This is a genomic window from Acidovorax sp. Leaf191 (genome assembly GCF_001424425.1).
Lineage (GTDB): Bacteria > Pseudomonadota > Gammaproteobacteria > Burkholderiales > Burkholderiaceae_C > Acidovorax.
The window spans coordinates 816,437-836,527 of sequence record NZ_LMPT01000019.1; the positions used below are offsets into that span (position 1 = coordinate 816,437).

At 67.3% G+C, this 20,091-nt stretch carries 16 protein-coding genes and 1 pseudogene; 9 read left to right on the forward strand and 8 right to left on the reverse strand.

The genetic code is table 11. The features are described 5' to 3' along the window. Positions 1-59: 59 nt before the first annotated feature. Positions 60-461: a hypothetical protein gene (locus ASG27_RS17715; RefSeq protein WP_056419030.1), complete on the forward strand. Its 402-nt coding sequence runs from the start codon at positions 60-62 to the stop codon at positions 459-461. Positions 462-482: 21 nt separating this feature from the next. Here ASG27_RS17715 and ASG27_RS17720 read toward each other — a convergent pair whose 3' ends face one another. Beyond that, positions 483-1,526 carry a GlxA family transcriptional regulator gene (locus ASG27_RS17720; RefSeq protein WP_056419033.1) on the reverse strand — a complete coding sequence of 348 codons (1,044 nt, stop codon included), beginning with the start codon at positions 1,524-1,526 and terminating at the stop codon, positions 483-485. A gap of 219 nt (positions 1,527-1,745) precedes the next feature. Here ASG27_RS17720 and ASG27_RS17725 point away from each other — a divergent pair, with 219 nt between their 5' ends. The 3 genes from ASG27_RS17725 (at position 1,746) to ASG27_RS17735 (ending at position 5,849) form a co-directional block, all read left to right on the forward strand. Further along, positions 1,746-2,861 carry an S-(hydroxymethyl)glutathione dehydrogenase/class III alcohol dehydrogenase gene (locus ASG27_RS17725; protein WP_056419230.1) on the forward strand — a complete coding sequence of 372 codons (1,116 nt, stop codon included), beginning with the start codon at positions 1,746-1,748 and terminating at the stop codon, positions 2,859-2,861. Between the two features lie 329 nt (positions 2,862-3,190). After that, positions 3,191-4,057, forward strand: a complete 867-nt coding sequence (fghA, locus tag ASG27_RS17730) for an S-formylglutathione hydrolase (protein WP_056419038.1) — start codon at positions 3,191-3,193, stop codon at positions 4,055-4,057. A 34-nt stretch (positions 4,058-4,091) separates the two neighbouring features. After that, positions 4,092-5,849: a phosphoethanolamine transferase gene (locus ASG27_RS17735; protein ID WP_056419041.1), complete on the forward strand. Its 1,758-nt coding sequence runs from the start codon at positions 4,092-4,094 to the stop codon at positions 5,847-5,849. A gap of 472 nt (positions 5,850-6,321) precedes the next feature. On the opposite strand, the gene ASG27_RS17740 is transcribed toward ASG27_RS17735, so the two are convergent. The 7 genes from ASG27_RS17740 to ASG27_RS17770 form a co-directional block, all read right to left on the reverse strand. After that, positions 6,322-7,956, reverse strand: a complete 1,635-nt coding sequence (locus ASG27_RS17740; RefSeq protein WP_056419043.1) for an ABC transporter ATP-binding protein — start codon at positions 7,954-7,956, stop codon at positions 6,322-6,324. Position 7,957: 1 nt separating this feature from the next. Next, positions 7,958-8,845: an ABC transporter permease gene (locus tag ASG27_RS17745; RefSeq protein ID WP_056419045.1), complete on the reverse strand. Its 888-nt coding sequence runs from the start codon at positions 8,843-8,845 to the stop codon at positions 7,958-7,960. Between the two features lie 24 nt (positions 8,846-8,869). Next, positions 8,870-9,826: an ABC transporter permease gene (locus tag ASG27_RS17750; protein WP_056419047.1), complete on the reverse strand. Its 957-nt coding sequence runs from the start codon at positions 9,824-9,826 to the stop codon at positions 8,870-8,872. Positions 9,827-9,862: 36 nt separating this feature from the next. Further along, positions 9,863-11,482: an ABC transporter substrate-binding protein gene (locus ASG27_RS17755; protein ID WP_056419049.1), complete on the reverse strand. Its 1,620-nt coding sequence runs from the start codon at positions 11,480-11,482 to the stop codon at positions 9,863-9,865. Positions 11,483-11,559: 77 nt separating this feature from the next. Beyond that, positions 11,560-12,852 (reverse strand): NAD(P)/FAD-dependent oxidoreductase, encoded by a 1,293-nt coding sequence (locus ASG27_RS17760; protein WP_056419052.1) that lies wholly within the window; start codon positions 12,850-12,852, stop codon positions 11,560-11,562. A 55-nt stretch (positions 12,853-12,907) separates the two neighbouring features. After that, positions 12,908-13,573, reverse strand: a complete 666-nt coding sequence (locus tag ASG27_RS17765; protein ID WP_056419054.1) for a haloacid dehalogenase type II — start codon at positions 13,571-13,573, stop codon at positions 12,908-12,910. Positions 13,574-13,814: 241 nt separating this feature from the next. Next, positions 13,815-15,296 (reverse strand): aldehyde dehydrogenase family protein, encoded by a 1,482-nt coding sequence (locus tag ASG27_RS17770; protein WP_056419056.1) that lies wholly within the window; start codon positions 15,294-15,296, stop codon positions 13,815-13,817. A 230-nt stretch (positions 15,297-15,526) separates the two neighbouring features. On the opposite strand from ASG27_RS17770, the gene ASG27_RS17775 reads away from it, so the two are divergent. The 5 genes and pseudogenes from ASG27_RS17775 to ASG27_RS26050 form a co-directional block, all read left to right on the forward strand. Then, positions 15,527-16,423 (forward strand): GNAT family N-acetyltransferase, encoded by an 897-nt coding sequence (locus ASG27_RS17775; protein WP_056419059.1) that lies wholly within the window; start codon positions 15,527-15,529, stop codon positions 16,421-16,423. 71 nt (positions 16,424-16,494) lie between these two features. After that, entirely contained in the window at positions 16,495-17,448 is a 954-nt protein-coding gene (locus ASG27_RS17780) for a 2-hydroxyacid dehydrogenase (protein WP_056419233.1), read from the forward strand. A 215-nt stretch (positions 17,449-17,663) separates the two neighbouring features. Next, on the forward strand, positions 17,664-19,067 hold the full coding sequence (locus ASG27_RS17785) for an aminotransferase class III-fold pyridoxal phosphate-dependent enzyme (protein ID WP_056419061.1): 1,404 nt from the start codon (positions 17,664-17,666) through the stop codon (positions 19,065-19,067). Between the two features lie 58 nt (positions 19,068-19,125). Then, positions 19,126-19,620 carry an Lrp/AsnC family transcriptional regulator gene (locus ASG27_RS17790; protein ID WP_056419236.1) on the forward strand — a complete coding sequence of 165 codons (495 nt, stop codon included), beginning with the start codon at positions 19,126-19,128 and terminating at the stop codon, positions 19,618-19,620. A gap of 27 nt (positions 19,621-19,647) precedes the next feature. Then, positions 19,648-20,001 (forward strand): annotated as a pseudogene (locus ASG27_RS26050) ((2Fe-2S)-binding protein); the annotation flags it as partial. Positions 20,002-20,091: the final 90 nt, after the last annotated feature.

The window sequence follows — 20,091 nt, forward strand, 5'->3', positions numbered from 1 at the left end:
CGCAGAGGACGGCGCCGCGGCTCCGGCCGATCGGTACCCATGAGCGACGGAGCCCACCCATGCATCCCCTCAAGCGCATCAATCACCTGGGCTCGGCGGTCCTGCTGGTCCTCGCCGTGCTGCTGGCCTTCGTCCTCATGCTGCCCGAGCTGGGCATCGCGGCAGGTTGGAAGCCCAAGACCACGCCCTACCGGCTGGTCGACAACCCGTTCATCGGCTGGTCCCTGGTGGTTGCACTCGGCGCTGGCCTGGTGCTGATCCGCGCGGGATCGGAGCTTTCCCAGTGCATGAGCGCGCTGGTGCTTGTCGGCCTGGTCTTCGGCCTGGCCATCGTCAGCGGGCTTTTCTGGGACCCTTGGCTGTGCCCCGCCCTGGTGGCAGCCGTGCTACCGATCCAGAAGGCGGCGATCCAAAGGCTCCAGACGCTGGCACACCATCGGCCTGCCGTTTCGCGGGGATAGCGAGGGCGGCATCACAGCCCGTCAACGCCGCCCTTGCCCACCGAAACGCTCCCGATATGCCTGCGGCGCAATCCCCAAATGCCGCACGAACAGCTGCCGCAGCGCCTGCTCCGACCCCATGCCCACGCGCGCGGCCACGGTCTTGAGCGGTAGCGTGGACTGCGACTCGAGCAGCCGCCGCGCGCCTTCGAGCCGCGCGGCATCCACAAACGCCGAAGGCGTCTGCCCTGTCTCCTGCACGAACACCCGCCGAAAGTGACGCTCGCTCATGGCAGCGCGGTCGGCCAGCGCTGCCAGGGACATGGGCTCCTGCAAGTTCTCCAGCACCCAGGTCTGCACGGCCTGGATGTCGCGGTGGGCGGTGCCCTGGCTGGCCAGTTGCACGCTGAACTGCGACTGGCCACCGGGGCGCTTGAGGTACATGACCAGATCGCGCGCCACCTCCAGCGCCAGGGCGTGGCCAAAGTCGTCTTCCACCAGGGCCAGCGCCAGATCGATGCCGGCCGTCACACCGGCCGACGTCCACAGCGGGCCGTCGCGCACGTAGATGGCATCAGGGTCCACGTCGATGGCAGGGTAGCGCTGGCGCAGCAGGGCGGCCACGCTCCAGTGGGTGGCGGCGCGGCGGCCGTCGAGCAAACCGGCCGCGGCCAGGAAGAAGCTGCCCGAGCACAGGGCGATCATGCGGTCCACGCGCGGCGCGACGCGGGCGGCCCAGGCCACCAGGTCGGGCGAGGCCGCGAGCACCTGCTCGATGTTGCGGGAGCCGACCAGCACCACGGTACAGCCGGGGCCGTCACCATGCCCCTGCTGCTGCTCCAGCTCGGCCAGGGTGTGCGTGGCCGTGAGGGCCATCAGGGTGTCGGACTGCACGGCCCCGGCCTGGGCTGCGACCACGCGCACGGCGTAGCCGTCGGGCCGGCCGTGCTGCCGCAGGTGCACGTTGGCATAGTCGAACACGGACATGGGGCCCACGGCCTCCAGCGCCTTGAAGCCGGGGTAGACGACGAGGTCGATGCGGTGGGGCTGGCCGGCGGGGTGATGGTGCGGAGGGTGGTGGTCCATGGGCGAACGGGTGCAGGAGAAAGGCGATGGACTATACGGGAGGTGATGTCCGCCAAGGGCATGAACGATGGAATTCGGCCATACCCCCAAGGTCTGCGGCCATGGGTTTCTGCATGCGCCGCACATGGCCTACAGTCATGCGGTCGATCCGTGCCCGGAGGTCGCAGAACCTCTGGCCCCCTCCCCCCCTTGACCAACCCATCCCCCAACACCATGACCATCAAATCCAAAGCCGCCGTGGCCTTCAAGGCCGGAGAACCCCTGCAGATCGTCGAGATCGACGTGGCACCGCCGAAAAAGGGCGAGGTGCTGATCCGCATCACCGACACCGGTGTGTGCCACACCGATGCGTTCACCCTGAGCGGCGACGACCCCGAAGGCCTGTTCCCCGTGGTGCTGGGCCATGAGGGCGCGGGCATAGTGGTGGAGGTGGGCGAAGGCGTGACCAGCGTGAAGCCCGGCGACCATGTGATCCCGCTGTACACCGCCGAATGCGGCGAGTGCCTGTTCTGCAAGAGCGGCAAGACCAACCTGTGCGTGTCGGTGCGCGCCACGCAGGGCAAAGGCGTGATGCCCGACGGCACCACGCGTTTCAGCTACAACGGCCAGCCAATCTACCACTACATGGGCTGCTCGACTTTTAGCGAATACACCGTGGTGGCCGAGGTGTCGCTGGCCAAGATCAACCCCAAGGCCAACCCCGAGCAGGTGTGCCTGCTGGGCTGCGGCGTGACAACCGGCCTGGGCGCGGTGAAGAACACTGCGAAGGTACAGGAAGGCGATACGGTGGCCGTGTTCGGCCTGGGCGGCATCGGCCTGGCGGTGATCCAGGGCGCCAAGCTGGCCAAAGCGGGCCGCATCATCGCCGTGGACACGAACCCCTCCAAGTTCGACCTGGCCCGCACCTTCGGCGCCACGGACTGCATCAACCCCAAGGACTTCGACAAGCCGATCCAGCAGGTGATCGTGGAGATGACGACCTGGGGCGTGGACCACAGCTTCGAGTGCATCGGCAACGTGAACGTGATGCGTGCGGCGCTGGAATGCGCGCACCGCGGCTGGGGCCAGTCGGTGATCATCGGCGTGGCGGGTGCGGGGCAGGAGATTTCCACCCGCCCCTTCCAGCTGGTCACGGGCCGCAAGTGGATGGGCACGGCGTTTGGCGGCGTGAAGGGCCGCAGCGAGCTGCCCGGCATGGTGGAAGACGCCATGGCCGGCAAGATCCAGCTGGAGCCGTTCGTGACGCACACGATGGGCCTCAAGGACATCAACGAGGCGTTCGACTTGATGCATGAGGGCAAGTCGATCCGCTCGGTGGTCAAGTACGCTGCCTGATCGATCGGGTGAACAAGGGGGTGGCGGAAGCAGGTGCCGGGCGTCGGTCTTAGTGCACATGCCCCAGCTCGCGTGCCAGCACGCGTGCAACGATGCGCGGACGCCTTCCTCCGCCCTTTCGGGTCGAGCTTGGCGACGCCTCGCCGTGTGGCCTGACGAGCCCGCAACCCGTTCGGGCTGAGCCTGTCGAAGCCTCGCGCTACGCATCGACAAGGCTCAGCGTGACCGGGGTTCTCGTTCTTGACTGTGCAGCGGCCTGACTTCAGATAAAAACAGCCCCTACCGCTTGCCTATCAAGCGCCACCAGCTATATTTTTGAGAGCAAAAACATGACAACCTCCCTGGACCTGCTCAGCAGCCATGCCTGCTTTGGCGGCGAGCAGCGCTTCTACCAGCACGGCTCCACCGAGATCGGTCTGCCGATGAAGTTCTCGGTCTTTCTGCCGCCCGCGGCGCAGCAGGGGCCCGTGCCGGCCCTGCTGTACCTGGCGGGGCTGACCTGTACCGAAGAAACCTTCATGGTCAAGGCCGGAGCCCAGCGCCTGGCGGCCGAACTGGGGCTGGCGCTCATAGCGCCCGACACCAGCCCGCGTGGCGCCAACGTGCCGGGCGAGGCCGAGAGCTGGGACTTTGGCGTGGGTGCGGGGTTCTACCTCGACGCCACCGCAGAGCCCTGGGCGCGCCACTGGCGCATGGAAAGCTATCTGATGAAGGAACTGCTGCCCCAGGTGGTGGCGCAGTTGCCGGTCGATGGTAAACGGCTGGGTATCTTCGGCCATTCGATGGGCGGGCATGGCGCGCTGACGCTGGCCCTGCGCCATCCGGGGCGGTTCAAGAGCCTGTCGGCGTTTGCGCCCATCTGCGCGCCCACGCAGTGCCCCTGGGGAGAAAAGGCCTTCGCCGGGTACCTGGGCGCGGACCGCACGGGCTGGATCGAGCACGATGCCACCGTGCTGATGCAGCACCAGCCGGTGGCGCCCTACCCCTCGGGCATTCTCATCGACCAGGGGCTGGCCGATAAATTCTTGGCCACGCAGCTGCACCCCCACCTGTTCGACGCCGCCTGCCAGGCCATCGGCCAGCCGCTGACCTTGCGCCAGCACGCCGGCTACGACCACGGCTACTACTTCATCCAGACCTTCATGGACGACCACCTGAAACACCACGCCGCTCACTTGCAGCTCATTCCACGTTAATGCGGCCTTAAGTCTCGGGCGCCACAGTGCGCCCATGCCTTTGATCCTGCAGCGCCTGCTGCTCTCCCCCGCGGCCCTGGGCGTTGCCCCCCGGCCTGGCGCTGCCGCCGCGCCCCGTGCCTTGCACCCTGCCTGGGTGGTGGTGTTCATCAGCGTCTGGCTGGCCGCGGCGTGCAATGTGCCGCTGTGGCGCGAAGTGGCCCAGTTGCCCGGCCATGGCAGCCTGCGCGGCTGGTTGTTTGCGGCGGCATTCTTCGTCATCGTGGCGGCGGGCAATGCAGCGCTGCTCAGCCTGCTGGCGTGGCGCCTCACGCTCAAGCCTGCCGCTGCGGTGCTGGTGGTCATGGCGGCCTTCGGCGCGTATTTCATGCTGGCCTACGGCATCACCATCGACGCGAGCATGCTGGTCAACGTGCTTCAGACCGACGCCCATGAGGCCGCCGACCTGCTCAGCTGGCGCATGGCCGGCACTGTGTTCGCGCTGCTGGCGCCGCCCCTGGTGTGGCTGTACCGCACGCCGGTGCGGCGCTTGAGCACGGTGCGGCAGGTGGCGCACAACGGCGCGCTGCTGCTGGGTGCCATCGCCGTCATCGTGGTGTGCCTGCTGATGGTGTTCCAGGACTTTGCCTCCACCATGCGCAACCACACCAAGCTGCGCTACCTCATCAACCCGCTCAACACCGTGTATGCGCTGGGCAACATCGCCACCCGGCCCTTGCGCATCGACGGCAGCAAGCTGCTGCCGCTGGGCCGCGATGCGCAGCTGGGCGCGAGCTACGTGGGCCAGAAAGCACCGCCCCTGCTGGTGCTGGTGCTGGGCGAAACCGGCCGCAGCGGCAACTTCGGGCTCAACGGCTACGAGCGCGACACCACCCCGCTGCTGTCGGCGCGCACCGACCTGGTCAGCGCGCGCAACGCCTGGTCCTGCGGCACCAGTACCGCAGCCTCCGTGCCGTGCATGTTCTCGCACCTGGGGCGCACCGGCTACGAGGCGCGCGCCGCCAATTTCGAGAGCCTGATCGACGTGCTGCACCATGCCGGCCTGGCCGTGCTGTGGGTGGACAACCAGTCGGGCTGCAAGGGTGTGTGCGACCGGGTGAGCAACGACATCAATACCTCGTCCCTGAAAGACACCACGCTGTGCGCAACCCGCGGCGAATGCCTGGACCGCATCATGCTCCAGGACCTGGACGCGCACATCGCTGCGCTGCCTGCAGAGCAGCGCCAACGCGGCACGGTGGTGGTGCTGCACCAGTTGGGCAGCCACGGCCCCGCGTACTCCAAGCGCTCCTCGCCCGAGCTCAAGAAGTTCTTGCCCGAATGCGCATCGACCGCGCTGCAGGAATGCGAACGCCAGCAGGTGGTGAACGCCTACGACAACAGCATCCGGGAGACGGATGTGTTCCTCGACTCGGTGCTGAAATGGCTTTCAACGCGCTCCGGGCAAGCGCAAGCAGCTATGATTTACGTAGCAGACCATGGGGAATCGCTGGGCGAGAACAATATCTACCTGCACGGCCTGCCCTACGCCATCGCGCCCGATGTGCAAAAGCACGTGCCCTGGGTGACCTGGCTGTCGCCTGCCATGCAGTCCCGCACCAGCCTGCCCACAGGCTGCCTGCAGCAGGACCTGGCGCAGCGGCGCATCACGCACGACAACTACTTCCACTCGGTGCTGGGCCTGATGGATGTGAAGACGGGTGCCTACAACCAGGACCTGGACATGTTCACGACATGCCGGCAGAAAGCGCAGTCGGTGGCTGCTGCGGGTACCGCCGGCAGCCGGCCGTAGGCTGCGCTCCGGCGGCGCCATCGGAATCGGTCGATGCCCAGGTTGCCGCAGCGCAGCCAGCGGGCCCAGGGTCGGGCTATCGGGCTGTCGGGCTGTCGGGCTGTCGGGCTGTCGGGCTGTCGGGCTCGAAACGTAGCGCGCCTGCAGAGGGTCGAGTCCTCCAGCCGGCCAATACCGCCCCTCGCATCGACAGCCCGATCGTTGGCGCCACCGAACTGCACGACCTCGCCAGAATGGCGCACGCCACCCCCGATAGAGCCCACTTAGGTTGGGCCGCCGTGCGGTCGGGGCAAGCGGGTGGAAGGTCTGGAACGAGCCATTGCCGGCATCCCGGGACGGTCACCAGATCACCCATTGGAATGAAATTGGCCCCTGCCGCTGGTGTATAGAGCGCGAACAGCTATAAAAACAGGAGCACGCGGGCGATCGCCGGACGCCGGCATTCGCGGCCCTGCGCCAACCCCCGGGGCTGTCAGCCAGGGGCCACCGCCGCGCCGCGTGCGGCATCCTGCTCGTCCAGCCATCCCTGGCGCAGCTCTGGCACCGACCGCGCGAGCAGCTCGAAGTAGGGGTGGTGCGGCCGTCGGTCGAAGTCGGCACGGGCCACCTGGTCCAGCTTGCAGCCGTGCTGCATCACGATGATCTCGTCGCACACGGCGCGCACCGTGTGCAGGTCGTGGCTGATGAACAGATAGGACACCCCCAGCTCGCGCCGCAGGTCGGCCATCAGGTCCAGCACGGCAGCCCCCACCACCGTGTCCAGCGCCGACGTCACCTCGTCGCACAGGATCAAATCGGGCTCGGCGGCCAGGGCGCGCGCCAGGTTGACCCGCTGCTTCTGGCCGCCCGACAGCCCGCCCGGCAAACGCTGCGCCACCGAATGCGGCAGGCGCACCAGGTCGAGCAGCTCATGGATGCGGTGCTTGAGCGCATCGCCGTGCAAGCCTTGGTAGAACTGCAGCGGGCGCGCCAGGATGCGCTCGATGGTCTGCGACGGGTTCAGGGCGGTGTCGGCCATCTGGAACACGATCTGGATGCGCCGCAGTTCGTCCTTGCTGCGCTGGCGCAATTCGGGCTGGAGCTCGCGCTGGTGGAACAGCACGCTTCCCCGGCACGGTGCCATCAGCCCTGCGATGGCACGGGCGAGCGTGGTCTTGCCCGAGCCGGACTCGCCGATCACGCCGATGGCCTGGCCCCGGTGCAGCTGGAAGCTGATGTCCTTGAGCACCAGCGTGGCGGGCTGGCCTTGTGTATCCAGCGGGCCGTAGCCGGCCGACAGGCACCGCACATCGAGCAGCAGTTCGCCCTCGCCCTTGCAGTGCCCGGCCACGCGGGGTGCGGGCCGGGCGGCCGCCAGCAGGCTTTGCGTGTACGCGTGCGCAGGTGACTGCAGGATGCGCGCCGTGGTGTTCACCTCCTGCGTCTGCCCGCCGCGCAGCACCAGGATGTGGTCGGCCATTTGCGCCACCACGGCCAGGTCGTGGCTCACGTAGACCGCGGTGGTCCGCCGCTCCCGCACCACACGGCGAAACGCGCGCAGCACCTCGATCTGGGTGGTCACATCCAGCGCGGTGGTGGGCTCGTCCAGGATGACCACCTCAGGGTCGGTGATGAGTGCCATGGCGGCCATCAGGCGCTGCAGCTGGCCGCCCGAAACCTGGTGCGGATAGCGCTGGCCTATGGTGTCAGGGCTCGGCAGGGCCAGCTCCTTGAAAAGCTGCACGGCCTTGGCTTCGGCCTCGCCGCGGCGCAGGGTGCCGTGGATGCGGGTGGGCTCCACCACCTGGTCGAGAATGGTGCGCGACGGGTTGAACGACGCCGCGGCGCTCTGCGCGATGTACGACACGGTGCGCCCTCGCAGCGCCCTTTGGCCTGCAGGCGACAGGTGGAGCACATCGGTATCGCCGATGTGCACGCTGCCCCCCGCGATGGTGCAGCCGTACCGGGCATAGCCCATCAAGGCGAGCGCCGTGGTGGTCTTGCCCGAGCCGGACTCGCCGATCAGCGCCAGCACCTCGCCCGGCTCGATGGCAAAGCTGAGCCGGTCCACCAGCGTCTGGCCACCGGCGGTGATGTGCAGGTCCTTGACCACTACAGAAGCGCCCATGTCAGCACCTTCCCCGCGAACGGGCAGACCGGCCGGGCAGGTTGTCGATCACCAGGTTGACGGCGATGGTCAGGCTGGCGATGGCCAGCGCCGGCGCGATCACCGACGCGCCCGCATCTGGCAGGGCGCCGATGTTCTCCCGCACCAGCGAGCCCCAGTCGGCGGCGGGCGGCTGAATGCCCAGCCCCAGAAAGCTCAGGCTGGCCAGCAGCAGCACCACATAGACGAAGCGCAGCCCCAGGTCGGCCAGCATGGGGCCCAGGATGTTGGGCAGTATCTCGCGCAGCATGATGTAGAGCGTGCCCTCGCCCCGCGCGCGGGCCACGGTGACATAGTCGAGCTCATTGATGTTGACGGCCAGCGACCGCGCGATGCGGTAGGCGCCCGGCACGTAGATGAGCGCAGCCGTGAACACCAGCATCCCGACCGAGGACCCGAACCCGGCCACCAGCACCAGCGCGAACATCTTGCTGGGGATGGACGTGAGCGTATCGAGCAGGCGGCTGAGCACGCTGTCCACTACCGTACCGCTGGCAGCTGCGAACAAGGCCAGCACTGTGCCCGTGGCGCTGGCCAGCAGCGTGGCGACCAGCGCCACACCCACGGTGTAGCGGGCCCCCTGCACCACGCGCACGAGCATATCCCGGCCCAGGTAGTCGGTGCCCAGCCAGTGGGTCGCGTTGATGGGGCCGTACACCACCGACGCCTGCAGGTCCACCAGATGGCGCGGCAGCAGCCAGGGGCCCGCCAGCGCGGCCACCAGCCAGAACAGCAGGAGCAGCAGCCCCAGCGAGCCCGCCCAGCCGAAGCTGCCCAGCCGGCGCAGCAGCCCGTTGCGGTGGCGGTCGGCGGTGGCCTCGGGCGTGGCGGCGGGGGGACAGGTCTGCATGGTGCGATCCTCGCTCGACAGGTTTCAGCGGTGGCGCAAGCGCGGGTTGGCGACGATGCCGCACACATCGGCCAGCGTGACCAGCAGCAGGTAGCCGGTGCAGAAGATCATGGAGCAGGTCTGCACCAGCGGCATGTCGCGCTGGGTCACGCCATCGACCATCAGCTTGGCAATGCCCGGGTAGTTGAAAATGGTCTCGATCACGATGACGCCGCCCAGCAGGTACGACAGCGACAGCGCCACCGCATTGGCGATCGGGCCCACCGCGTTGGGCAGCGCGTGGACCATCACCATGCGCAGCGACGATGCGCCCTTGAGCCGCACCATCTCGATGTAGGGCGCCTGCAGTTGGTCGATGACGGCCGCGCGGGTCATGCGCATCATCATGGCCACGATCACGCAGCACAGGCTGAGCACCGGCATGGCAAAAGCGCGCAGCAACTGCCCCACGGATTCGATATCGTTCACGTACGACAGGGCGGGCAGCCAGCGCAGCTGCACGGCAAACACCAGCACCGCCAGCGTGGCCACCAGAAACTCAGGCACCGACACCACCGCCACGGACAGGTTGGAGGCAATCCGGTCCAGCCAGGACCCCCGCCACACGGCCGATGCAATGCCCAGCGCCAGCGCGATCGGCACGGAAAAAAGTGCGGTCACTGCCGCGAGCAGCAGCGAGTTGGGCAGCCTGCTGGCCACCAGGTCGCCCACGGGCATCTGGGTGGTGGCCGATTGCCCCAGGTCGCCGCGTACCACGCCCCACAGCCAACGCAGGTAGCGCGCGGGCGCGGGCACATCAAGGCCCATCTGGGCGCGCAGCGCGGCCAGTGCGTCGGGCGTGGCGTCCTGACCGAGCTGCTCCTGCGCGGCATCGCCCGGCAGCACCGCCGTGATCGCGAACACGATGACCGACACCGCCAGCAGCGACAGGATCGCGAGCAGCAGGCGCTTGGCCAACAGCGAAAGGATCACATGGTTCATGCGAAGGCTGGGATGACGATTGCCGGGCGCGGCGCCTCAGGCGTCGAGCCAGACGTGCTCGGCGAAAGAGTAGCCCATCAGCCCGCCCAAGGGAATCGGCGACAAACCCTTGAGCTTGCTGGAATGCCCGTCGATGCTGGCCAGGAACAGGGGAATGCCGATGCCCGCCTCGCCATGGATCATGGTCTGCATGTCGGCATACATCTGCTTGCGCCTGGCCAGATCGGTTTCGGCGCGCGATGCGAGCAGCAGCTGGTCGAACTGCGCGCTCTTCCAGCGCGATTCGTTCCAGGCCGCATCCGACTTGAAGAACTGAGTGAGGATGGTGTCGGCACTCGGACGGGGGTTGACGTTGCCGAACCCGACCGGGCTGTTGAGCCAGTGGTTGGACCAGTAGCCGTCCGCCGGCATGCGCTTGATGTCGAGGTCGAGCCCGACGCGCTGGGCCGACTGCTGCAGCAGCAGCGCGATTTCGACCGAATACATGGCAGCAGGGGACACCACCACCGGGATCTTGCCCGTCACGCCGGACTTCTGCAGGTGGAACTTGGCCTTGTCCAGGTCGTACGCGCGCTGCGGCAGGCCTTTGAAGTGAAAGCGGTTGGTGGGGTCGATGGGCTGGTCGTTGCCCAGCACCGCGTAGTCCAGCGCGATCGTCTTCTTCATCTGCTCGCGGTCGAACAGGTATTTCATGCCGAGCGCGAAGTCGGGGCTCATGCCCGGCCCCACATCCTTGCGCATGATGAGGTCGGAGTACTGGCCCGACTGGGTGATGAAGACGGCGTAGCCGGGCGTGCCGCTCACGCGCGCCACCGCCCGCGGGTTGATCGAGGCCACCAGGTCCATGCCGCCCGACAGCAGCGCATTGACCCGCGCACTCTCGTCGCTGATGCCCACGAACTCGATCTCGTCGAGGTAGGGCTTGCCGGGCTTCCAGTACGCATCGTTGCGCACCACCAGGGAGCGCACCCCCGGCTTGAACTCCTTGAGCTTGTAGGGGCCGGTGCCGATGCCCGCATTGAAGTCGGTCGTGCCGTCCTTGACGATGTGGAAATGGAAGGTCCCCAGGATGACCGGCAGGTCCGAATTCGGCGCCGACAGCACGATGGTGACTTCCTTCGGTCCGCTAGCGCGCACCGTCTCGATCTGCTCTGCCAGCACCTTGGCCTTGGAGGCCGTGGCCGGGTCCTTGTGGCGCTGGATGGAGAACACCACGTCGGCCGGCGTCAGCGCCTTGCCATCGTGGAACACCACGCCCTTGCGCAGGGCGAAAACCCAGGTCTTGGCGTCCTGCGAGGCAAAGGACTCGGCCAGGGCGGGCTGGGGCGTGAGCGAGCCATCCAGCGCCGTGAGCCCGTTGTACAGCATGGTCCCGCGCGAGTAGTCGGTCTGGTTCGACTGCTTGGCGGGGTCCAGGGTGTCGGTGGCCGCCGCCGTCGCCCCGGCCACACGGATGCGACCACCGCGCCTGGGTGTCTGCGCGTGCGCCGTCATGGCCAGCCCGGCGACGCTGCCGGCCACCGTGGCTTGCATGCCGCACGCCGCCAGCATGGTCAGCACATCGCGGCGCGAGGCGCCGCGTCGCAGCGCGTTCATCACGCGGAGGCTGTCACGGGAACCGACTAATTGCTCGAACAGTGGATGGTTGTCGCTCATGGTGCAGCTCCTGGTTGAAAAGCACGGGGGGAGTTGATCGAATGGAAAGCTTCGTCGCTGGCAGGTCGCCCTGGGCCTCAGGTCAGCCGGTCTTTCAGACGGTAGTACAGGCCCACGGCCGGCAGAAACCACGGCGGGCCGAAGTGGCCGGCAATGGCCGGCCAATCCCGGCCCTGCCACGGATTGGCACTGGCATTGCCGGCCATCACAGCGGCCATGCACTGGCCCATGTGCACGGACATCTGGGTGCCGTGGCCGCTGTAGCCCATGGAATAGAACAGGCCGTCGCGCTCACCCGCGTGGGGCAGACGGTCCCGCGTCATGTCCACCAGGCCACCCCAGCAATAGTCGATCCCCACAGGCCCCAGCTTGGGAAAGGTTTCGGCCAGCCCGGCCCGCAGGATCTCGCCGCTGGCGGCGTCCGACTGAGGGCTCGACACCGCAAAGCGGGCGCGCCCTCCGAAGACCAGCCGGTGGTCCGCGGTGAGACGGAAGTAATGGTGGATGTTGGCAATGGTCGTGTAGGTGCGGCGTGCGGCGAGCAGTGCGTTGGCGCGGTCGGCACCCAGGGGCTCGGTCACCACGATGAAGCTACCGATGGGAACGATGCGCCGCCGCAGCCAGCCGAAGCTGCCGTAGCCCCCGTGGCGCGATGCGCCCGTGGCCAGCAGCACCTGACCAGCCTTGACCACACCGTGGGCCGTGTGCAGCTTGTGCGTGCGCCCCTGCACCCGCTCCAGCCGGTCCACCAGCGCGCCGGTATGGATTTCGGCGCCCCTGCGCTGGGCGGCGCGCGCCAGTCCGAGCGCAAAGCGGCCCATGTGCATCTGCGCACTGCGCTTGTACAGCAGCCCGCCGTGGAATCGATCGCTCTGCACCTCGCTGCGCACGCTGGCGGCACTGAGGACTTCCACGTCGGTGTCGACACCATCGTCCGCCAGCCGCTGCGCACTGCGGTGCAGCGCCTCCATCTGCTGGGGCCGCGTGGCGAGCTTGAGCTTGCCGTGGCGCAGGAAGTCGCAGTCGATCGACTCCTCCCGCACCAGCCTGGCGACGGTGTCCACGGCGTCGTCGTAGGCGTGGTACCAGGCCCGGGCCTGCTGCACGCCCACGCGCGCCGCAACATCGGCGTAGTCGACGGCCAGCCCGTTGTTGACATGCCCTCCGTTGCGGCCCGAGGCCTCCGGCGCGACCGTCGGGCCGGCTTCCAGCACGGCCACGGTGGCCCCCTTGCGGGCCAGCTCCAGCGCTGCGGACAAGCCCGTGAATCCGGCACCGACGATGGCCACATCCACCTGGGCGGGCAGGCTGCGCCGCGTCCCTGTCGGCCACACGGGCAGGGCGTCGTTCCAGTAGGAGTCGAGCTTCATATCAGGCGGGGTGTCGTGGCGGCGATGGAAAAGCTCGGTGGCGGGGGGCGATGGCTCAGAGCCCGACCACGCTGGGCAGTCCGCCGATGTCCTGGATCTCGGTGTAGCGGTACGCGGGGTTGCCCGGGCCATGGCCGCGGTTGACGAACACCTTGTGGACGATGCCGATGTCGTCGGCGGACATGAGGTCATAGCGCAGGCTGGACGAGACGTGCAGCACATCCTGCGGGTTGCAGCCCAGCGAGTCCAGCATGTACTCGAAGGCCTTGAGGCGCGGCTTGTAGGCCTGGGCCTGCTGGGCGGTGTACACCCGGTGGAACGGCGCGCCCAACATGGCGACGTTCTTCTGGATCTGATCGTCGGATGCATTCGACAGGATCACGAGCGGAATCTCTTTGGCCACCTTGGCCAGGCCTGCGGGGACGTCGGCATGGGCGTCCCAGGTGGGGACGGCGTCATAAATCTTCTGTCCGTCAGCGTCCAGGTACTGGATCTTCCACTTCTTGCACAGCCGGCGCACCGCATTCTTCAACACCACCTCATACGGCTGCCAGTCACCCAGCACTTCGTCAAAGCGATAGGCGGTGAAGTCGGCAATGAACTGGTCCATGCGCTCGGCCGGAATCCGGTCGGCGAACAGTTCACGCGTCATTTCGCCCATGCGAAACCTCGTCAGCGTGCCGTAGCAGTCGAAAGTCACGTACTTGGGACGAAAAGTCATGGTGTGTGTCCTTGGGGTCTTGCGGTCACAGCCCCGGGGTGGGACGCCTGCCTGTGCGGGGTTTGCGACAGTGTCGTTACGAAATGGGGTGAAGCAATTGAAGCATGCAGCTTCGACCGACTCGTAGGGAAATGCGGGCACACAGCACGAGAATGCCCCGTTTGACGGCACCACCGCAGCATGCAATGCGGTCTGCACCGTCCCCGTGCACCCGCGCACCGAGAGAACGCACGAACTGCCGCTACAGAGCCGCAGAAAAATCTATCAACACGCTCTTGAAACGCAGGTTGGCTTCCACCGCCTGGCGCCCCAGGTCCTTGCCGATGCCCGATTGGTGGTAACCGCCGGTCGGAATGACGAAATCTGCGCTGCGCCCATACCGGTTGACCCAGACGGTGCCGGCAGAAATACCGCGCATCGCGCGCAGGGCGCGACCGAGGTCTGCCGTATGAACCCCCGCCGCCAAGCCGTACTGCCCGTGTCCGGCGAGCGCCAGTCCCTCCGCTTCGTCATCGAAGGTCTGCACCGTGAGCACCGGGCCGAAGATCTCCTCCCGTACCGCGGGGTTATCTGCTGCCACGCCTTCAATGATGGTCGGCTGAAAATACGCTCCGCCCGGGCCGTCGTCAAAAAGCCCCCCTCCACACCGCATCTGCCCGCCCGCGTCGCGTGAACGCTCCACGATGTCGAGGATGCGTGCCGCCTGTGGCGACGAGATGATGGGCGGCAGCGTGGCGTCGGCATCCCAGGTGGCGCCGGGCCGCAGCGCGGCAAACCGCGCTGCGATGCGCTCCACCAGCGCTTCGCCGATACCGCGCTGCACGATGAGCCGCGAGCCCGCCACGCAGACCTGGCCCGCATTGCCCGCGATGGCGCCGGCAATGATGCCGGCTAGCCGGTCAAGGTCTGGCGCATCGTTGAACACGAGTTGCGGACTTTTGCCGCCCAGCTCCAGGGTCACGGGCTTCGGGCCCTGCAGGGCGCAGGTGGCCATGATCGCCGCGCCCGTACGTGTCGAGCCGGTGAAGGTCATCTTGGCGATCAACGGATGGCGCGTCAGCGCATCCCCCGTGACACGCCCGTCGCCCTGCACCACATTGAACAGCCCGGGCGGCACGCCCGCCTCGACCGCCAGTTGCGCGAGCCGCACCGCAGAAAATGGCGTCAACTCCGACGGCTTGAGCACCACCGCATTGCCTGCTGCCAGCGCCGCCCCCACCTTCCAGGACACCATCACCAGCGGAAAATTCCACGGTGTGATCGCACCCACCACGCCGTAGGGCTCGGCCACCACCATGCCCAGATGATCATGCCGTGTTGCGGCCACCTCGCCACCCAGTTTGTCAGCATATTCTGCGAAGAACCGCAGCCCCTCTGCCGTGAAGGGCACGTCCCACGACAGGGCATCGCGCAGAGGGCGGGTAGAGCACACGGCTTCCATTGTTGCCAGCAATGGCGCATCGGCCTCCACCAGGTCGGCCCACCGCCGCAGCACGCGGGCACGGTCCCGCGGGGCACGGCGAGCCCAGTCCGAATGGCGCCAGGCCCGCGAAGCACTTGAGACCGCGGCATCCACCGTGCCCGTATCTGCCACGGGCAGTTCGGCGTGGGTCTGACCGTCGGAGGGACGCAGTACTGTCCGGCGGGGAGCGTCGGAAACAAGCCGGCCATCGATGAAATGGCCGAAGGGAACAGCGACGGCATGGGGGTCGAAAACAGGCATGGTCGGGAACGCGGGGGATGACCCCGCAACGGTGGACGGTTGCCTGATGCTAGGCAGTAAGCCCCAGCATTTGTGCCCGTAAGAGTGGAATATGCCGCAGCGAATTGCAAAACCCTGGTGCTACACAGATGATGCTTGCAAGTTGCGCGCAGACCTCGATTCAAGCTGGTAGACAAAGGCGATGTCGTCCAAGATGGGCGCCAATTTCCATTGACACGAGGTTGATTTTCATGTCTTCGACGCACCCCACTACCCTGCCTCCCGGCACTTTCACTGCCGACGACGGCGTTGTGCTGCGCGCCATGACACCGGAAGATCTGCCAGCAGCGCATGCCCTGTCGGCCGAACTGCGCTGGCCCCATCGCGCCTCTGACTGGGAGCAGACGTTCGCGCACGCAGAGGGCATGGTGGCAGTGCGCGACGGGCACATCGTCGCCACGGCCCTGCGCTGGCTGTGGGGCGATGGCCACGCCACCATTGGCCTGGTCATCGTGTCCCCTGCCTGCCAGGGCCGCCGCATCGGCCACCGCCTCATGAGCGCGCTGCTGCAGGACCTGGAAGGCCGTACCGTGCTGCTGCATGCCACCGCCGAGGGGCGTGGTCTGTATGAAAGGCTGGGCTTTGTGCGCACCGGAGAAGTCCGCCAGCACCAGGGCATGGCTTTGCCGACGCCGCTGATCGCGCTGGCACGGGGCTGCCGCCTGCGCCCCGCGGGGCTCAACGAGTCGCAGGCGCTGCACCGACTGGACGCCCAGGCGCGCGGCATGCCGCGCCCCGCCTTGATCGACGACCTGCTCAAGCAGTCCGAAGCCTGCGTGGTGCTCGACTGCGAGGGCGAACAGCTGGGCTTTGCCATGCTGCGCCGATTCGGCCGCGGCCATGCCATCGGCCCGGTGATCGCACCTGATGTAGAGGGCGCCAAGGCGCTGATCGCCCATCTGGCAGGCATGAATGCCGGCCGCTTCACGCGCATCGACGTGGACTTCGACAGCGGCATGACCGAATGGCTGGAGAGCATCGGCCTGCTGCGGGTGGATGCGCCCACCACCATGGTGCGTGGCGAGCCCCTGCAGCACCCAGCTGGTGCCTCCAGGCTCTACGCCCTGGTCACACAGGCTGTGGGCTAGCAAGTTGCGCCGACCGAGGCTGCCGCTTGCCGACCCGGCCACGCCGCACACCGCAGTACCGGATGGCGCCCATGAATGGCCCCGCCGCCCCCTCCCTGGCCACCTTCGTCTACAAGGCAGACCCCGTCCGCGGGCAGCAGTGGGCGGAAGTTTTCCGCGAGCATGCGCCGGACATCGAATTTCGCATCTGGCCCGACATCGGCGCCGCTGCCAACGTGCGCTTTCTGGCGGCGTGGGAGCCTCCCGATCGCATCGGCGAACGGTTCCCTCAGCTGGAGGTACTGTTTTCTTCCGGCGCCGGGGTGGACCAATTCGACCTGCAGGCCCTGCCCGCCCATCTGCCCGTGGTCCGCATGGTGGAGCCCGGCATCGTCCAAGGGATGGTCGAGTACGTGACCCGCGCCGTGCTCGACCTGCACCGCGACATGCCCCAATACCGGCGCCAGCAGCAGCAGGGTGTATGGCGCCCGCTGCCGGTACGCCCCGCCAACCAGCGCCGTGTCGGCGTGCTGGGCCTGGGCTCGCTGGGCCAGGCGGTTCTGCGGCAGTTGCAGGGCCTGGGGTTCGCCTGTGCGGGGTGGAGCCGTTCCCGGCACACGCTGGCAGGCGTGGATTGTTTTGCCGGCCCGGGTGGTTTGAGCCAATGTCTCGCGCACCTCGACATCCTGGTGTGCCTGCTGCCGCTGACGGACGCCACGCGAGGACTTCTGAACGCCGATCTCTTCCGCCAGTTGCCCAGAGGTGCGTCTTTGGTGCACACGGGCCGCGGACCGCAACTGGCCACGGACGATCTGCTCGCGGCGCTGGACAGCGGCCAGCTGGCCGAGGCGGTGCTGGACGTGACCGACCCCGAGCCCCTGCCTGGCGCCCATGCGCTGTGGCGCCATCCAAAAGTCCAGGTGACGCCCCATATCGCCAGCATGACCCAGGCCCACAGCGCGGCGCTCGCCACCATCGACAACGTGCGCCGATTCCAGGCTGGCCAACCCATGACCGGGCGGGTGGACCGACGCCGCGGCTACTGAGGCGGCCCGTCCGCAATGGCCCGCCTGCGGCCTGCCCGGCGCACCACAGCAGAACGATGTGCCGTCCAACCCCAAACAACCGCAGCCTGCCGCACACAAACGCACCAAAGCAGCACAACCTTGTCAAGAGTGACGTGTAACCTTGGCGTCATGAGCGGTCGATGGAAAGGCCTCTTGCCACCACCCTTTGTGCCTCGCTTTCACGGATAGCCGCCATGACCCACGCCGAAGCCCTGCCCCACATCGCCGCCCTGGATGCCATTGACCGCGCCCACCTGATCCACCCGGTAGCTGCATGGCGCACCCACGAGCACAGGGGCCCCACCATCCTGTCCTCCGCGCAGGGCGCCTGGCTGACCGATGCCAAGGGCCATCGCCTGCTGGACGCCTTTGCCGGCCTGTGGTGCGTGAATGCCGGCTACGGGCAGGAGAGCGTGGTGCAAGCGGCCGCCGACCAGATGCGCAAGCTGCCTTACGCCACGGGCTACTTTCACTTCAGCAGCGAGCCAGCCATCCGGCTGGCAGAAAAGCTGGTGCAGATCACGCCAGCGCCATTGCAGCATGTCTACTTCACCCTCGGCGGGTCCGATTCCATTGACGCGGCGGTGCGTTTCATCGTCCAGTACTGCAACGCCATCGGCAAACCCGACAAGAAGCACTTCATCACGCTGGAGCGCGGCTACCACGGCTCGTCGTCCACCGGCGCGGGCCTGACGGCGCTGCCGGTGTTCCACCGGGGGTTCGACCTGCCGCTGGCCACGCAGCACTACATCCCTTCGCCCCACCCTTACCGCGCGCCGGACCCGCAAGACGGAGCAGCCATCATTGCCGCATCGGTGACTGCGCTGCGCGCCAAGGTGGCCGAGCTGGGAGCCGACCGGGTCGCGGCCTTCTTCTGCGAACCCGTCCAGGGCTCCGGCGGGGTCATCGTGCCGCCCAAAGGCTGGCTCAAGGCCATGTGCGATACCGCGCACGAACTGGGCATCCTCTTCGTGGTCGATGAGGTCATCACCGGATTCGGCCGCACCGGCCCGATGTTCGCGTGCGACGCCGAGGGTGCGGAGCCCGACCTCATGACCGTTGCCAAAGGCCTGACGTCCGGCTACGTACCCATGGGCGCCACCCTCATGTCGGATACGGTCTATGCCGCTATTGCCGATGCGGCCCCCGCTGGCGCCGCTATCGGTCATGGCGCCACCTACTCGGCCCACCCCGTCAGCGCCGCCGTGGCGCTGGAGGTGCTGCGGCTCTACGAAGAAGGCGGCATTCTGGTCAATGGCCGGCGCATGGCCGGCACCTTCGCCCACGGGCTCGACGCGTTGCTGGACCACCCGCTGGTTGGGGACTCACGCCATCTCGGCCTGCTGGGAGCCCTTGAGCTGGTGAGCGACAAACGCACCAAGACCGGCTTCGCGCCAGCATTGGGGCTGCCAGACCGCATCGCCGCCGCCAGCTACCGCCAAGGCGTTGTCTTCAGGGCTTTTGGCGACAACATCCTGGGGTTTGCGCCAGCGCTCACTTACACACGGGATGACTTCGCACTCCTTTTCGAGCGGGTGCGCGCCACATTGGACGAGGTGCTGGCCGCGCCCGACGTGCGCGCCGCCCTCAAAGATTGACCTCAACCGCCCGCCGCCGAGCAAAATCGACGCACTCTCTCCTCGCTTGCATACCATGATGAACGAAGCTTTCAAGATCGACCGCCTGGATTTGCGCATTCTGGCGCAGCTTCAAAAAAACGGCCGCATGACCAATGTGGACCTGGCAGATGCCGTGGGCCTCTCGCCCAGCCCTTGCCTCATCCGCGTCAAGCGCCTGGAGCAGGCGGGGTACATCGCAGGCTATGGCGCACATCTGCGGCTGGAAAAGCTGGGCGATACGCTCACCGTGTTCACCGAAATCACGCTGGCCGACCACCGCCGCGAAGATTTCACGCGGTTTGAAACGACCTTGCGCGAAGTGGACGAAGTCCTCGAATGCCATCTGGTCAGCGGCGGCTACGACTACCTGCTGCGCTTTGTCACCCGCGGGGTGAACCACTACCAGGAAATCATCGAAGACCTGCTGGAGCGCAACCTCGGCATCGCCAAGTACTTCAGCTACATCGTCATCAAGTCGCCGTTCATCAAGACGCACTGCCCCATCGAGCGGCTCTTCCCCAATCAGCGCTGACGCCCTCACACCCGCCCGATGGCCCGCATGCACGCCCCAGCCTCCATGCCACCAGCGCGCTTTGTGCGGCTGGCTGAAACCGACCGCTCGACCATCCCGCTCACTGTTGACGGCGCACCCTGCTGGGCCTTGGAAGGCGACACGCTGCTGGTGGCATTGATGTGCCACGGGCGCAGGGTGCGCGACAGCGAGTTTGGCAACGGGCCCCGCGCCGGCTTGTGCCTGATGGGGGCCTGCCAGGACTGCTGGGTGTGGACGCCAGCAGGCGAGCGGCTGCGTGCATGCTCTACTCCGGTGCAGGCTGGCATGGTGGTGCTGACCCGCCCTCCAGCGCAATACTGGCCGGTCACTCCCGACCTGCAGGAGTCTCTGGCACGGCACACTCGGGCAATTTCCGGGACAGTCGCCGATGACGCCGCAGATGGCGCCGCCGCTGCGGCCGCATTGGGCGTTGAGCGCGCGGCCGCCACA

Excerpts from the sequence above, each read along its gene's own strand:
- ASG27_RS17760 (WP_056419052.1), bottom strand. The coding sequence starts at position 12,852 with ATGAAGCTCGACTCCTACTGGAACGACGCCCTGCCCGTGTGGCCGACA.
- ASG27_RS17720 (WP_056419033.1), bottom strand. The coding sequence starts at position 1,526 with ATGGACCACCACCCTCCGCACCATCACCCCGCCGGCCAGCCCCACCGC.
- ASG27_RS17755 (WP_056419049.1), bottom strand. The coding sequence starts at position 11,482 with ATGAGCGACAACCATCCACTGTTCGAGCAATTAGTCGGTTCCCGTGAC.
- ASG27_RS17790 (WP_056419236.1), top strand. The coding sequence starts at position 19,126 with ATGAACGAAGCTTTCAAGATCGACCGCCTGGATTTGCGCATTCTGGCG.
- ASG27_RS17715 (WP_056419030.1), top strand. The coding sequence starts at position 60 with ATGCATCCCCTCAAGCGCATCAATCACCTGGGCTCGGCGGTCCTGCTG.
- ASG27_RS17785 (WP_056419061.1), top strand. The coding sequence starts at position 17,664 with ATGACCCACGCCGAAGCCCTGCCCCACATCGCCGCCCTGGATGCCATT.
- ASG27_RS17775 (WP_056419059.1), top strand. The coding sequence starts at position 15,527 with ATGTCTTCGACGCACCCCACTACCCTGCCTCCCGGCACTTTCACTGCC.
- ASG27_RS17750 (WP_056419047.1), bottom strand. The coding sequence starts at position 9,826 with ATGAACCATGTGATCCTTTCGCTGTTGGCCAAGCGCCTGCTGCTCGCG.
- ASG27_RS17735 (WP_056419041.1), top strand. The coding sequence starts at position 4,092 with ATGCCTTTGATCCTGCAGCGCCTGCTGCTCTCCCCCGCGGCCCTGGGC.
- ASG27_RS17770 (WP_056419056.1), bottom strand. The coding sequence starts at position 15,296 with ATGCCTGTTTTCGACCCCCATGCCGTCGCTGTTCCCTTCGGCCATTTC.
- ASG27_RS17740 (WP_056419043.1), bottom strand. The coding sequence starts at position 7,956 with ATGGGCGCTTCTGTAGTGGTCAAGGACCTGCACATCACCGCCGGTGGC.
- ASG27_RS17745 (WP_056419045.1), bottom strand. The coding sequence starts at position 8,845 with ATGCAGACCTGTCCCCCCGCCGCCACGCCCGAGGCCACCGCCGACCGC.
- fghA (WP_056419038.1), top strand. The coding sequence starts at position 3,191 with ATGACAACCTCCCTGGACCTGCTCAGCAGCCATGCCTGCTTTGGCGGC.
- ASG27_RS17765 (WP_056419054.1), bottom strand. The coding sequence starts at position 13,573 with ATGACTTTTCGTCCCAAGTACGTGACTTTCGACTGCTACGGCACGCTG.
- ASG27_RS17780 (WP_056419233.1), top strand. The coding sequence starts at position 16,495 with ATGAATGGCCCCGCCGCCCCCTCCCTGGCCACCTTCGTCTACAAGGCA.